The 14,699-nt window shown below is 50.3% G+C and carries 11 protein-coding genes; 2 read left to right on the top strand and 9 right to left on the bottom strand.

Going from position 1 to position 14,699, the window contains the following annotated elements; genetic code table 11:
- Positions 1–14: 14 nt before the first annotated feature.
- The 7 genes from HBUT_RS04735 to HBUT_RS04705 form a co-directional block, all read right to left on the bottom strand.
- Positions 15–4,682, bottom strand: coding sequence for a COG1361 family protein (locus HBUT_RS04735; protein ID WP_048061474.1), 4,668 nt, complete (start codon positions 4,680–4,682; stop codon positions 15–17).
- A 92-nt stretch (positions 4,683–4,774) separates the two neighbouring features.
- On the bottom strand, positions 4,775–5,500 hold the full coding sequence (locus tag HBUT_RS04730; RefSeq protein ID WP_011822067.1) for an ABC transporter ATP-binding protein: 726 nt from the start codon (positions 5,498–5,500) through the stop codon (positions 4,775–4,777).
- Positions 5,501–5,594: 94 nt separating this feature from the next.
- On the bottom strand, positions 5,595–5,876 hold the full coding sequence (locus HBUT_RS04725; protein WP_011822066.1) for a hypothetical protein: 282 nt from the start codon (positions 5,874–5,876) through the stop codon (positions 5,595–5,597).
- Between the two features lie 219 nt (positions 5,877–6,095).
- On the bottom strand, positions 6,096–6,659 hold the full coding sequence (locus HBUT_RS04720; RefSeq protein WP_011822065.1) for a nucleoside-triphosphatase: 564 nt from the start codon (positions 6,657–6,659) through the stop codon (positions 6,096–6,098).
- Positions 6,660–6,719: 60 nt separating this feature from the next.
- Positions 6,720–7,559 (bottom strand): GTPase RsgA, encoded by an 840-nt coding sequence (gene rsgA / locus HBUT_RS04715; protein WP_011822064.1) that lies wholly within the window; start codon positions 7,557–7,559, stop codon positions 6,720–6,722.
- An 81-nt stretch (positions 7,560–7,640) separates the two neighbouring features.
- Positions 7,641–10,055, bottom strand: coding sequence for a DNA-directed DNA polymerase (locus tag HBUT_RS04710; protein ID WP_011822063.1), 2,415 nt, complete (start codon positions 10,053–10,055; stop codon positions 7,641–7,643).
- Between the two features lie 48 nt (positions 10,056–10,103).
- The gene (locus HBUT_RS04705) at positions 10,104–10,574 is read right to left on the bottom strand and encodes a GNAT family N-acetyltransferase (RefSeq protein WP_011822062.1); all 471 of its coding nucleotides are present in this window, start codon (positions 10,572–10,574) and stop codon (positions 10,104–10,106) included.
- A 46-nt stretch (positions 10,575–10,620) separates the two neighbouring features.
- Here HBUT_RS04705 and HBUT_RS04700 point away from each other — a divergent pair, with 46 nt between their 5' ends.
- The gene (locus HBUT_RS04700) at positions 10,621–11,703 is read left to right on the top strand and encodes an mRNA surveillance protein pelota (protein WP_011822061.1); all 1,083 of its coding nucleotides are present in this window, start codon (positions 10,621–10,623) and stop codon (positions 11,701–11,703) included.
- Here HBUT_RS04700 and HBUT_RS04695 read toward each other — a convergent pair.
- Entirely contained in the window at positions 11,659–12,708 is a 1,050-nt protein-coding gene (locus HBUT_RS04695; protein ID WP_011822060.1) for a radical SAM protein, read from the bottom strand. The two genes, HBUT_RS04700 and HBUT_RS04695, sit on opposite strands and share 45 nt — an antisense overlap.
- A gap of 15 nt (positions 12,709–12,723) precedes the next feature.
- The gene (locus HBUT_RS04690) at positions 12,724–13,455 is read right to left on the bottom strand and encodes a nucleotidyltransferase domain-containing protein (RefSeq protein WP_011822059.1); all 732 of its coding nucleotides are present in this window, start codon (positions 13,453–13,455) and stop codon (positions 12,724–12,726) included.
- A 103-nt stretch (positions 13,456–13,558) separates the two neighbouring features.
- Here HBUT_RS04690 and HBUT_RS04685 point away from each other — a divergent pair, with 103 nt between their 5' ends.
- Positions 13,559–14,695, top strand: a complete 1,137-nt coding sequence (locus HBUT_RS04685) for a site-2 protease family protein (RefSeq protein WP_011822058.1) — start codon at positions 13,559–13,561, stop codon at positions 14,693–14,695.
- The last annotated feature ends 4 nt before the right edge of the window (positions 14,696–14,699 follow it).

The following is a 14,699-nucleotide window of genomic DNA, read 5'->3' as shown; positions in this document are numbered from 1 at the left end:
TTAGCATCCTCCCACTAAGCCCCTTGAAGCTTAGCCTCATGCCTCTTTAGGAACCGGTATATGATGAACGTTGCAACTGCAAGAAATGCTGCAACTACCAGACTCACCACTATATAGCCTCTATTGTGCCCTGTTTCCGGCTGCACCGTTGTTGTGACGTTTACCTCGGTAATCTGGACCGGCAGTTGTACAGTCTTGCTCCAGGTCTTACCATAGTTGTCACGATACATTATGGTTAGATTGACAGTACTAGGGGTTGGACCCTTAAGGGGCAGGTCTACGCGGAATGCAGACTGGCCGGCTGGGTCTATGTCTCCTACAAAGCTCATAGCGCTAGCATAAGACGTCTCCACGATGACTGCAACACTTCTAGCCTTGGAGATCCCATAGTTGGCTATACTGCCTCCAACTATCAACTCACCACTTCTAGCTTCGGCTTTAACATCAGAGCCTAGCCGTATATCGATGAACGGTTCTAGCCTTACAACTCTAGTCGCGTTAAATATGTGCATGTAGCCAGTAACATCACGATATACAACCGTAAACACTATAGGTACCGCTGCATAATCCCCACCCTCACCACCATAGTAGTATGCAAGGCCTGCAGGATTGTAATTGAACTCTATGCTAAAGCTCTTTGGCTCACCAGGCCTTAGCTCATCAATGTAAAGGGTTGTCGTAGCTGGGAGCAGTAGAGGTATACGTGGCACAATGTAGACATATACGTTATAGAGTGTTGACGTTCCAACATTTACTACTGTCATGTTTGCCGCAGCCTTGCCTTCAGAGATGCTTAGCCTCTCTGGGAGATATACCTCCACAAGCCTTGCCGAGCCAAGAACGGGGACTTCAACACTGAAGTTTACCCTGCGCCTTGAGCCCCAATGATCAATAAAGTCTAACGTCACGTTAATCTTCAGTGTACCCGGCTCTCGGAGGTAGAGGTTTAGCGGAAGTCTAGCTTCTACGAGTGAGCCAGCTGTAATCACTCCTATATTCTGACTAGTCTGCTGCAATACACCAACAAGCCTAGCTATATCTTCAAGCTCGCTTGCCACCACTGGCATAGTTGCTGGCTGGCCTTGCAGCTGATAACCTATAGGCAGCCTAGCCGCAGTCTCGTTGTTAATGGCGCAGCGAGCACCATCGGGTAGATTAATGAGCAGAGTTGCTCCACGCATCTCCGCAAACCCATTGTTGCGGAATACTAGCATCAGGATAGCTCCCTTCGTGTCGGGCTCTGGCGAGCCGCCAACCCAGTATGCTGATACAAACTCAACATCGCTAGCAGGGTTGGAAACCCTCAACGTAACATTGTAAGCCTCTCTGCGTTCAATACTTGCTCCTGTCACGTCAACGATATACCTCGCTATAAGCCTTGCAGTATACCTGCCCGGCTCAACGTTTCCGACACCTATAGTGAAGTGCGCCTGGAAGCTCGAAAGACTCGGAATAGGTCCATCAACATATGCCACTGCAACCGTGCCATTCGAGCCTGTAAAGCCTTCAGGAAGCTGTAGCTCCAGCAGTATGCCAGATATGGGGAATGGCCAGCCATTAGCTAGTGTAATTACGAGTGTTGCATTGTCTGTCTCGGGATATACATGCCAATTATTGAGCCAGCCAGCATCAATTAACAGTAGACCCTCACGTCCACCGAAACTAGCAACAGGAAGGTCTACAGTAAAGTTTCTCTCAACAATACTGTTGACCCCATACACTCTGACCAGGTACCTTACAATAACTACGCCACGAATAACGCCAGGATCAACCCTTTCAAGGCTTAGGTGGATCTGAGCAGTGCAAGATGCACCGGGGGCAAGGCTTGGAGAGCAATAGCTGGTGCCTCTCACAACATCTACGCTCGAGTTTAGCGGCTTAAACTCAACATAGACGCCTTCAACACTATATCTGCCAGGATTGTAGATCGCTACTGTAAGCTGTGTAACACCAGCCCCTGCATATGCTATGCTTGGTGCTGTACCCCAGTACGTGGATAACAGTTCAAGCCTAGGAGCTACTGCCTCCAATGGCACAACGTTTATTGTGAAGCTTAGCTCGTCACTAAATTGTAGTACTGCACCGTCACTGTTCACGTAGTATACGAGCGCAAGACTAGCCGGATAGCTGCCAGGAGCGACAGCGGTATCCACGTCGACTATGAGCCTTATGTTACAACTATCGCCCGGTGCTACGCCAGCTTGGCATGTTCCCTCGATTAGCTTTAGCTTAAATCCTGCTGGCAGACGCGGATTAACACTAACTGCTGAGACCACATAGGGCTTAGTATTTATTAGTTCTACGGTAATTTCGAGGTCCTCCTGGCCCGGGATTACCGGCGCTGGCTGTCCTCCATAACGGTACTCTACACCTGAAATGACTAGCATGGGGAGATGCTGCTCTGCCCCTAGGCTAAACGTATACCTGCCACGAGCTACATAGTAGCCCTCGTCGCTTTCAACTATAGCGTAGACGGTGAGTACTGCTGTTATATTCTCATCTTCGACCTCTATGCCAGTAAACCGGAGTGTAAACACTTGCCCGTAGGATATGGGGCCGTTTACTGAGACTGTATCAGAGCTATAGCCTCCGAGAAACCTTGCACCGCGAAGGTGCAGAGTTGCATTGAGTGAACGTATTACACCTATATGCTCGCTACGCATTACGAGAAGCAGTTCAACACCGCTAGCATTGACTGAGGCGTAGCCAGCACTCCAGCCATAGTCCAGCAGCTCTATCTTAAGCTCTGGCTCCTGGACAGGAAGCACCATCGTGAAGTACTGTCTATACCAGGCTTCAACACCATTAATGGATGCCAAACCCTCAACCTCAAGTATAACAGGCACCGCTTTCTCGTCATCTACAACGCTTATGCCACGAAAAACAAGCGATATTGTCTCACCATACGCTGCTGGACCGCTGATAGTCTTGTTTAGCTCAAGCAGATTTGCCGCCTCTAGCCCTGGAGGCAGTATCGCCCTTACAATAGTGCTCCTAACGGTTATGGGCTCAGAAACCTGTAATTCGACCTCTATGGCCCCATTACGCGTAGTCGTATAACCATTGCCACCAACCCAGCCATAGGATACTAACCGGTAGGGCTTAACACCATACTCTTCAACAGGTATGAGCAACTTTAGGCTTATATTGAAGCCATAGAAGCTACCATCGCTGTTTCTAGCTGTGCCCACTAACACTAGCGTAGCCGGATAGTAGCCAGGTTCTACCCCAGCACCAATTGATATGCCATGGAACGATAGTTTTGCCTGGCTGCCGGAGGGAACAGTGATTCCAGAGACAGCGACTCTATATGGAGTAAAGCCATTGCTTAGAAGCAGTGTGGCTGTTAGTGCCTCAACATCATCTAGTCCGTTATTTTCTAGGATAACTGTTAGGGTTTCATCCTCAGAGCCCGGGTATGCTACACCACCATCCCAGTATATAGCGGCGACGCTAAGCCGGAGATTGGGCTCGCGGAGGTTTACGTTAAACTTGTAGCTGAGCTTTTGCCAGAATTCAGCTCCGTCTCTGACACCTAGGACTTCTAGCTCGAGTCTAAATCTCACACTACCACTTGCTACTAGGCTATCAGAGACAAGTGTTACTACATCGCCATAGCTGTAGGGGCCCGGGTAGTAGCTTATCGAATACCTGCTACCATTAGCAAATACTGCCCCTTCCTCGATGACAAAGTTTGCAACTATCCCTCGGACCTCTATATCGGGGCTTGCAAGTTGTAACGTAACGTAGAGCCTGGTACCGGTAGTGTTTAGAGCAGGCGTTGATGCTGCAACACCGTAATCGAGCACTTCAAGCTCTACTTGTGGGGGTTCCTCAACTTCTAGCGTGAATGTTGCAGCTATCTGCGCAGTGTACGATACACCATCCCTTGTTACTGCTGTCACATCGGCTTCAAGGTAGCCATAGTATACTCTTCCAGGCTCAGTGCCTGGGGAGATCGAGATTCCGGAAACCCTAATCTCCACATAGCTGTTCCTCGGCACCGGCTGTAGCTGTAAAGTCGCTTCTTGAGGCGCAAACCACTGTGGAAGCCTTAGCTTCACCGTACCCGAGGATACATCTACGTCACCACTATTCCTCAACACTATTACGAGGGTTACCCCACTGCTTCCAGGGTAGCCTGCAGGCTCCCAATACGTCTCGATAACTTCGAGCTGGGGTCTAGGGTACATGGAAACGGTTATTGGTAGCCACAGAGTATAGGTTGCAGATTCACCGGTGCTAGAGTTTACATAACTTATCTTAAGACCTAGCATGTATGTACCAGGTGCAACATCTCTAGCTATGTCGAGCTTGTATCTAAACAAGACCGTGCTGCCGGGCTTAACGGTAGCATAGGTTGAGCCATTGAGCATGTAGGCTGGCGAGCAACCCGAGTAACCTAATGAGGGGGTAAACCCAGCTGGTAGATCTTCTAAACAGCCAGCCACGGCCTCTATGTCTGACGAGCCAGTATATTTTACAACAACCTCAAGGTCTACATTGTTGCTACCAGGATAGATCTCTTGCGCACCCACCGAAGATTTGTAGCTATAGTCTATGAGTGTGAAGAGCTGTGAAGCTGATGAGGCCGTGAGTGTGTGCCCGAAAGCAAACTGCAGAACCACGAGGATGAAGGCTATGCGGACTGCTAAGCTCATAGCTCTAGAGGTGAGGGCCATATGGTTAGCCCCAAACTAGACCGGCTACACGCTGCCATATATGTCGTTTACCGATAGGTTGTATGGGTTGTACGGCTACTATCCTCTACCACCTACTGGACGGTATTGAGTATACACTTCGAAGGATCAGGCTCTAGCTTCCCAACAATCCTGCCATCCCTTATCACGTAGATTTTCCTAGCACAGTTAGCGACTTCAGGATCATGCGTTACAAGTATTATCGTCTGCCCCGCCTGGTTGAGTTCGATAAACGTTTTGACAACGGTCCTAGCCGATACACGGTCAAGGTTGCCGGTGGGCTCATCGGCAAGAATTAGGTCGGGATTGCCTACTATAGCCCTTGCAATTGCTACCCTCTGCTGCTGCCCACCACTAAGCTGTGTAGGCTTCTTAGCAAGCCACGAGGTATCACCGCCAACTCTCAGCAACGCCTTAACTGCAAGTTCTCTCCTAGCCCTCCTAGGAACACCTCGGGCTATCAGTGGCAGCTCAATATTCTCCAGGACTGTAAGCCTTGAGATGAGGTTGAAATGCTGGAATACAAATCCTATCTTCCGGTTGCGCAGCATTGCAAGCTCACGGGAACTGAGCTCCTCAACATCAACACCATCTATGTACACCTTGCCGCTAGTTGGCTTATCTAGTAGCCCGATAATGTTGAGTAATGTAGACTTGCCAGAACCTGACGGCCCCATAATGGCTATGAACTCGCCACTACAAACCGTGAGAGATACCCCGCGAAGACCATAGGTTCTAGTTTCACCGCTACCGTAGACTTTCACGACGTTAACTAGCTTTACAAGCTCGTTGCACGGCAATATGATCAAAACCTCTTGTGCTAGCCCAGCCTGGAAGAGTGTCATCATAAAGACTGTTGATGCTTAAGAGGCAGTCTCTTCGGGACTCTTAGACTTATTGCTCGCCCTGTGAGCGGGCAGACTCGAAGAACTCGAGACAACCCTCTTTTTCGAGCCTTAGCCTCCAGAGGCTTACTGGCATCCACATTATCCATGCTGGTATACGCTTGATAAACTCATAGGCTTCCTCCCAGCCGTCCAGGCCGAGACTTCTAGCAAGCTCTTCGAGGCTCATTGGCCTGTGTATATACCTGTGGACTATTTCTAAGACATCAGGTGTAAGGAAGATTTGCTTGTCACCAACTACCACTATGTATTCCCGGCACTTTTCGCTCATAGCCCACTACACCCCGGGCAGCACCGACTCTAGCGTCTAGGTTTATTACTCATACTCCTCCTTGCAGACTAGCGGCTATGCTAGAGGATGAGATTTTGCGGGCGGTACCCGGGGGCGGAAGGTGTAGACTACATCACAGCCCCCGGGTTAGGCATCAGCGCTGGAACGCGCGGGCATCCCGCCCTCCAAGTTTCTAGATGTTAGCTGAGCCATAGGGGCCTATAGACTAAGCTCTCCTACGCCCTTGCTTCGTGCAACTGCTTGCTTAACCGCTTCATACACCTTCTCGGGCAGCACATCCCTATTCTCTATGGTTACGTGGAACCATACTCCGCTGGGCTTCAGCCTAGCTAGTATGTAGGGATCCGAGAGCCTCTCGTGAACCACAAAGAGGCCCGGTTTGCCGCTGTCAAGGACGCGATATATTGTTCTGCGTACGCCGGCAAGCCTTAGCTCCATGGGGCCAATCTCGTCTATAGCTATGAGGTCTGCCTTGCCTAGTTCTCCCAGCACCCTGGATGCTATGGTCTCGGCTTCAGGGCAGGTGTAATATCTCCCCACCCTTGGCCCATTGCAACCCTCTCTCCTAGCTAGCCAGGCTTCGCCACTACCATCCAGCAATACTATCTTGAAGCCAATCCTGTAGCCTTGCTGGCCACGAACCTCTGGGCAATAGAATCCTTTGACAACCACACCTTCATCCATGAGTTTCCGTACAACCTTCCAGAAGAGCGTAGTTTTACCAACGCCGGGGCGGCCAGTTACGACTACGTAGCTGTGCAAGACCAGTTGCACCCAGCACTATTCGGTGAGCCATCCAAGGAAAGGTGTTGGGAACCAATTTTAGAGCCACTCTCCACCAGTAGTTTTGCGTAGTCGCTGGTTAAGCCTGCCGCGGAGGTATTCTTCGGGCGGCACGTAGAAGAGGAGTTTTCCACGGTGATAATCTCTTATCACTGTGCGTGCCGCTTCCTCTACTAGAGGTTCACCGTCTCTCTTGTATCTCCAACCACGCTTTATTGCTATCAACTCAAGTATCCTATACGGGTCTGTCTCATCTATCCCATAGGCCTGCTTAACTGCGAGAGGGTTATAGCGAAGAGCCTTCTCGAGGAGCATCATTGCAGGCTTTACTGGATCCTTCAGCTCCTCCGGAGGCCTGCCACGTATAACCGCTTCTAGGGGCCCACCCTCAACAGGTATGACGCCTGGCGTGTCTATCATGTAGAGGTTTTCGCCTATCCTGTAGAGCTGCGAGTGCGTGGTGTACCCAGGACTGCCGGGTATAGGGCTTGTAGGAGCGCTGTGTCGCCCCTTGAGAGCATTAATAATTGTTGATTTGCCAGTCTTTGGGAATCCTGTTACAGCAACTATTATCGGTGACGTGTCGGCAACCTCTCTTATTGTTTTGCGCAATATGCGTGTACCCTTGTGCTCCCTAGCCGCGATATAGACCGTCCGGTACCCCTGATCCTCGAATATTCTCTTCCACTTCTCGGCGACATCACGGGGCACTAGGTCAGCCTTGTTTATGACTATTATCAGTTTCCTGCCGAGGCTATTCACCATTCTCTCGAGTCGCCTACTCCGCGTTGAAATGGGGTCTCTCGCATCCACAACCTCTAACACTACGTCGGCACGTCTTATAATCCATGCTAGTGTACGCCACGATGCTAGTATCAACGCCTACACCCTGCTGTACTGCTTCATTCCCAGCCTATACGTATGGAGCTACCAGCGTTTCCGGCCTATTCTACCTAACGGCTAGCCACGCTTACCCCGCATGAAGTCGAACAGCGTCCGGTGCCCCGTTGATGCTGCTTTGAGCTGCTTCTCTGTTACGCCAAAGTAGCTGAGGATTCTCAATACGGCAGGTACTATCTGGTGGTCTATGTAGTAATCTACATCTATGTCCGAAGGCTTCACCATGAAGTAGGGGTATGCTCTGCTCGATATTCTGCCCGCGCCACGTACTATTACGTAGCCTATCTTGTCGCCAGGTGAGACATCGTACCCAGCCTCCTTCATCCTCCTCGCAGCAACTACATGAGGCGCCTCGTGTTCGTACTCTTCCAGCCTCTTGGATAACGTCTTCCATATTATCAGCTTCTCGACCGGTATCTCGCCCTCCCTAAGCTTCTTTATCACGTCGCGTATATAGCGTATAGCTTCGTCAATCTTGCCTGTTTTCAGCACAATCTCTGCTACTGTTGACTGAACCTCCTTGGCTAACTCACACCAATCACCACGCACAGCCTCAAAGCCTACTATGTCTATCCTTCCGTCCTCCAGTAGACCTACATACCTCTTCTTCGCCTCTGTGAAGAATACTCGACGGTATATCTTGTCTATCTTTATCTCAAAGCCCAACACATTCACCACATAGTCTATCAGCTTCTTAACCTTCTCGGGGTCATATGTTACGAATAGGGAGTCTGTATCACCATATATGACCTTGAGGCCTAGCTTACGAGCATACTCTATGGCTGAGAGTATGAGGCTCCGACCCCACGCTGTTACCGCCTCAGCGCACCGTTTACAATACCACCTTGCTCCACTCCAGCCCATGTAGCCGTAGCTAGCGTTAGCCAATACCTTGAGGGCCCTCTGCCTCTCATCATAAAGTCTATACTCTGGACTCTCTGGCGGTAATTCCTTCATTTTCTCTCTAACCTGCTTCCTAAGCCTTAGCAGGTTTTCCAGGACCGTCTTGAAGAAGCCTGGCGGCTGCTTCCTAAACCGGTGGCCAACCTCCGGTGCAACGTAGCAACCTCCATACTTTTCGCACTCGGCCGGGTCGTCTACTATAGTGTCAGGGCCAACATTGTATTTTATCATTATGTTGGGATACATCGAACTAAAGTCTAGTACGACAACATTTTCGTGTACACCCTTAAGGGGCTTAAGGACTACCGCGCCGCGGTAGCTCTCCTCGTGCCTTTCGACACGGTTTGGTACAAGCTCATTCATTTCATAAGCTGCGCGTATGAGATACCATTCGAGCCGGAAACCGACACCCATTACTCCAACCTGGTCTAGGGGTATACCGGTTACTGTTGAGAGCTGTATCGCGAATGGAAGCATCTTCTCGGCCAAGCCGTAGGTGGCTCTTACATCGTCTCGCGCATATTGCTCTAGTATTGGCCTCTTTTCCGGGTCCTCCCAGTACCTCGGTATCTCCCACCAGTGTATGAGGACACGTTCACTCTTCTTCATTACTCCAAGATATTCTGCAACCTCCTCGAGAGTCTTAACCTTAACCTCATGGATTTCCTCAGCGTAGTGGTAGAGGTCTACGTTAAGCCTGCCTGGCACCGACACGTGACCATAGACGCTTGTAGTCGGCTCTGCACCAACACGACGTGTTACATCCAGCCTAACTCCTACCTTGCGTGCTCGCTGCATGAGGTATGGCCAGTCGAACCCGTTGCTGTTATAGCCTACTATTATGTCTGGGTCAAAGGACTTTATGTAATCCACAAAGCCTCTGATAGCCTTCCTATCATCATACCCGTCTGCTTCAAAGAGCTTCTCGTCTCCATTACTGCTCTTAACAGCTATTATTATGACAGGATCTCGATTAGGATTTGGGCTCCCACTCTTGTTGTAGACCTCTATGTCGAATGCTGTTAGCCTTAGATCGGGCATGTCTATTCTCGTTATATCTGTTATCCTCTGGGGCTCACCGGTAACGTAGAATACTTTGTCTACACGGTAACCTGGATTCTTACCAACATCCTCTACTGGTACACGGTACACCATGAAAGGGTATAGCCTCTTGTCTATAATGTATCTCATTGCAAACCTTATATCTGCCTCAAGGGCATCCTCTACACCATCTATCTTCTTGACTGCCTCTCGGTACTCTCTGACACTCTCGGGTATCACAGTCGTTACTCGGACAGCCTTGCGCGGCCTACCAAAATACTTCTTGTCTACAACCTCTAAAGCTATTATTGGGCTTGAACCCTTGCTAAGCCTCCTTATAGCAGCTGCTATTGCTGTTGCATTTTCTTCAAAACCACGCTTTATGAGCGCGTAGAAGTAGGGTCGGAACCTGCGATCCAGGAGAACCACACGCTCACCGCTAAGCGTCACACCCCAAAGAACGATTACTGGTTCCTTTCCGACTATTTCGTAGCTAGAATCTAGGAGTACAAACTCTATCTCCTCGGCCAAGGCTATAGCGTCCCCGGTAATACTGTACACCTACTTCGCTAATAACCCTTAGAGAGCCAAGCTATACGCCTCATAGCGCAGCATTACAAGGGCATGCCTCCCAGGACCATAGTAGTTCGGTATTACGCGTAGAGGATGGAAGCAATTCGTGCGGTAGAGGCGTAGAGCTGGCATATTCGTATGCTCAACTTCTAATACGAATATCCTTCTACCATCTTCAATACATAGTTCGAAGAGGCTCTGTAGTAAGCATGTAGCAACACGTTGCCTTCTGCACGCCTTTTTAACAGCTATAGAGGCTATATGACAAACATTTTCACCGATAGGCACTGCCACAATATAGCCCGTGATACTATCATCGTTGGCTACTGACACTAGGAAGTACTCACCGCCACTAAGGGATAGAAGGAGTTCAAGGTACCACAAGCTATATGGCTGGTCAAACGACTCACGCTCTATCGCATAGACTTGCCCCAGCTCACGACGCTCCACTGGACGTACTTTTACGCAGCAGTTCAAGGAGTAATTTACCCCATACCCCATACCGTGTGGTAGAGGGTGCATTATGAAAATCCTAGCGGTCGACACTAAGCGAGGCCTTGTAAGAGTTGTACCAGAGACCACCGATGACATCTGGCTACTATCAACAGTTATACAGCCAGGTGATCTTGTCCGCGCGAAGACACTGCGCGAGATACATTTCGGGGATCGCGGATCCGGTAGAAGTAGCCGCATACCAATGGTTCTCACCGTGCGAGTAGAGGCTGTAGAGTTCCAGGCCTTTACGACGAGGCTGCGTATCCGCGGCATAGTCATTGAGGGCCCGGAAAAGTATGGCGTAGTGGGTAAGTACCATACACTTAGTATCGAGCCTGGCCGTGAGTTAGACATAGTAAAGCCTAGTGGTTGGCCTCAAGTCCTCATAGAGAAGCTCAAGCGAGGCTCCTACAACGTGGCGGCTGTAGTCGTAGCGGTAGACTATGACGACTATGCTGTTGCCGTTGTGCGGGGACAAGGGGTCAAGATACTTGCTAGTGGCGGTTTACATCTCCCAGGGAAAGATGATCCTACGAGGGAGGATAAGCTCCGCGAAGCAGTAACAGTAATTGCCAAGACTACAGCTGATGTTGCTAGAAGAGAGAATGCCCTCCTGGTGGTGGCGGCAGGGCCTGGCACAGTCAAGAACCTTGTCGCAGAAAAGCTGCGGGGACTAGTGCAAGGCGTAAAGATACTCGTTGACAATGTTTCTATGGGCGGCGAGGCAGGTGTGTTTGAGGAGGTTAGACGTGGCATTATGAGACAAGCGCTCCAGGATGCCGCTGTTGTTGAGGCTGAGAGGATACTCGAGGAGTTTGAGAGGAGGCTGGCAAAGGAGCCGGGAAGGATTGCTTACACGTTGGAACAGGTTTACAGGGCTGCCGAGATGGGCGCAGTAGAAGAGCTGCTAATTCTTGACGAGACGTTACATCATCCTGATCCCGAGGTTAGGGCTAGGGTTGACGAACTGCTAAGACTTGCAGACGCTACACGTGCAAAAATACACTTTGTCAGCGTTGAGTCACCCGTGGGGTATAAGGTTAAGGCGCTAGGTGGCGTTATCGCATTACTCCGCTATGCTATCAACTTCGCTGGGGAGACGGGAGGCTAGTCTACGGGATGGGTAGACGCGCACTATTCTTGCACTGGGCACCATCTCTGCCAGCGAGGCGGGACCAGCATATCCCACCTTTAGCCTTTCTAGAAGCTCGCCCCACTGTCTAGGAGCCCTATCCTCCGGGATCACTGCATACTCTAACATGCCGCTCGGCGTAACTCTCTGATAGGGTTTCGCAAGCCTTATAGCTTTACGTATAAGCCTGATCCTCATCTGAACTCTATCCTTATACCTTGCAGGGCAGTAGTGTACGGTTAGCCTAACACCCATACGGGTTGCCCACTCAACGATCTCTACGGCAGCCTCCTCACTACCATAAACAATTGGCTTGTTAGGAGATACCCGGTAACCTCTTAGGAGGAGGTCATGGATATTTCTCTCTGAGACCTCGAGTTCGTTAAGGTTTACGAAGCTTACACCCATCTTGTCAAGCTCTAGTATAAGCCTTTTCAACTCCTCAACCCGGTCTGGGAAGACTGGCACTTCGACCCCAACATCCATATGCTTAACGACCTCTAGGGCTCTACGGAGCCTCTCAAGCCCCCAACTCCAGTTGACAATGTGGAACCTTATCTCGTCAAGGCCTGCACGTTCCAGCTCTCTCAGCGTATCAGCTGTAGCGTAGCGACCACTTGTGTAGAGGTGTATGTGAAAATCGGGCCCGAACACAGTCTTTAGCGTCTTTATAACCCTCATAGTCCTGTCTAGTACTACGAGCGGATCTCCACCAGTTATGCTTGCCCCATCAGCACCTATGGAGTATGCCTCGTCGATTATATCCTCGAGTCTCTTCACAAGCTCCTCGTCAGCGTAGATAACGTCGCGGTATAGCTTAGCACTCGATACGGGACAGTAGAAGCACCTTTCATCGCATAGCCCGGTAACGAATACTACAAGCTTAGCACCCTCTATACAGAGCCTACAGCCCCTTGGAAGCACACCCAGAAGGACATACACACCGTCTACACGGTATACGCGTCTCGGAGCAGCTGGGACCACACCAGCTTCGCCCTCCTAGATCAAGGGCGATCCCTTGACGCGTAGCGCGCGTCTAAACAATGGGTTTTCCCGCGCTATGCGTAGTACCGCCTCCTCAACGGACTCCCAAGGCTCGAGTTCAACCTTGACGAATACCCCGGTTCTACCAAGCTCATCACGGCGTGTTAGGACCCGAACACGCTCAAGCACGGTTTCCACACTAACACCAACAATTCTTGCGACCTCAGCCTCTCTGCCCATGACGGGAGATTCCCGGTGCCCCTCACTAGTTGGCTCTATTAGGACAAGCCTCTTATCCACGCCTGGCACACGTTTACCATCAACGAGTTCCTCGTAGCTTAGCGCACCTCCGAAATAGTAGAACTCGTACTCGGTTTTGGATAGCTTTGCTAGTGGAAACGATACTACCCGCTTCTCTTCAACATCTAACACTATGTAGGCCTTCGGTGTGCTTTGGGGCGTAGCTTGCACTACGAGCTTGTATGCTGGTCTTAAGCCAGCTCTCTCAAGCGCAAGCTCGACGAGGTATGATGGAACTATGGACGGTATAAGTACATCTATATCACTGCCCGGGTGTACATCCCCCCGAGCAATACTGCCATGGATTATTGGTGCTAGCCCCGCCTCGCGGAGGGGCTTCATAATACGGGCTGCTTCTTCACGAAGCTGACCTAGCAACCTCCAATGCTCATCATCGTAAACTACGTAGCGGTACTCGCCCCTCCTCTCAACCTTCTCCCTAACCATGCCTCCCCCGCGTCCTCCCAGAATTGCAGCCCTCTAGGTCAGTGCTAGGTGTAGGCTTAATTTTCCGCTGATAGAGGTTACGCAGGTTACGGCAGGTGAGGTCTTGGCTAGCACGGTAGAGCTACTTGCGGCATATCTTACTGTATGGCTTGTAGTGACGTTCGCAGCGTCTAGGATTGCCGCGGGGAGACTGGGGGATAGGGTTTCGATAAGCTCGCTAGCAGTTGTGATAAAGATCTCGCGCAGATTTGAGGTGTTTGAGAAGCTTAGACGCTATAGGCTTGTAGGCTACTTGCTTGATGCTGGCATTGCTGCCACTGTCTTGCTTGCAGGCTTTTTCTACTACATTCTAGCCCGGAGGCTCATACTACTTCTGACACGCGCGGAGGCAGCCGGGACAGCACCATTAGTCCCTATAATACCCGGGCTAACAATAAGCGTTGAGACCTTCCTCTACCTATTACCAGGCCTCTCACTCGCCGTAATAGCTCACGAGCTTCTACACGCACTAGCAGCACGCTATGAAGGTGTTGAAGTCAAGTCTGCCGGTTTTCTCGTAGCACTAGGCCTCATACCCGCTGCCTTTGTTGAGCCGGATGAAGAGCAGCTTCTCCGGGCGCACCTCCGAAGCAAGCTGAGGATATACTCTGCTGGCATACTAGCAAACACGGTCTTAGCGCTATTATTCATAGCATTGCTAAACACGCTAGCTGCAAGTGGCTTCGCACTAGCCATAGTAGATGTTGAACCGGGATCTCCCGCAGCTGCAAGCGGCCTACCCGCCAATACCCTAGTAAAAGCCATATATGTCAATGGAACAGAGACTACAAGTCTGTCAGAGTTCGTAGAGACTCTCCACACCCTCTACCAGGGAAAAGGACCAGAAAATGTCTCACTATCGCTGACAATAGTGCTATGGAACGGCGAAATAGTAAACGTGACAAAACCCGTTGGCGCTGAGAGAATAGGAATAAGTCTTGCAGAGGTACCTATAAGCCTTGCAGAACTCGGATTTAGCCCATACATCGCCTATATACTAAACATTGTACTTAACCTCGCACTGACTGCAAATCTAGGCCTTGCATTGATTAATGCTGTACCAATATTTGTAACTGATGGTGCACAAGTATTGAGAAGTGTAACCATAAGGGTTCTAGGTGAAAAACTAGGCATGACAGTCACAGTTCTCGTCTCAGCTTTTACCTTAGCCCTCATAGCTCCGAACATATACGTACCATAATGGC

The organism is Hyperthermus butylicus DSM 5456 (assembly GCF_000015145.1).
Lineage (GTDB): Archaea > Thermoproteota > Thermoprotei_A > Sulfolobales > Pyrodictiaceae > Hyperthermus > Hyperthermus butylicus.
Note: the sequence above shows the minus strand (reverse complement) of the source record. Positions and strands in the feature narration are given on the sequence as shown.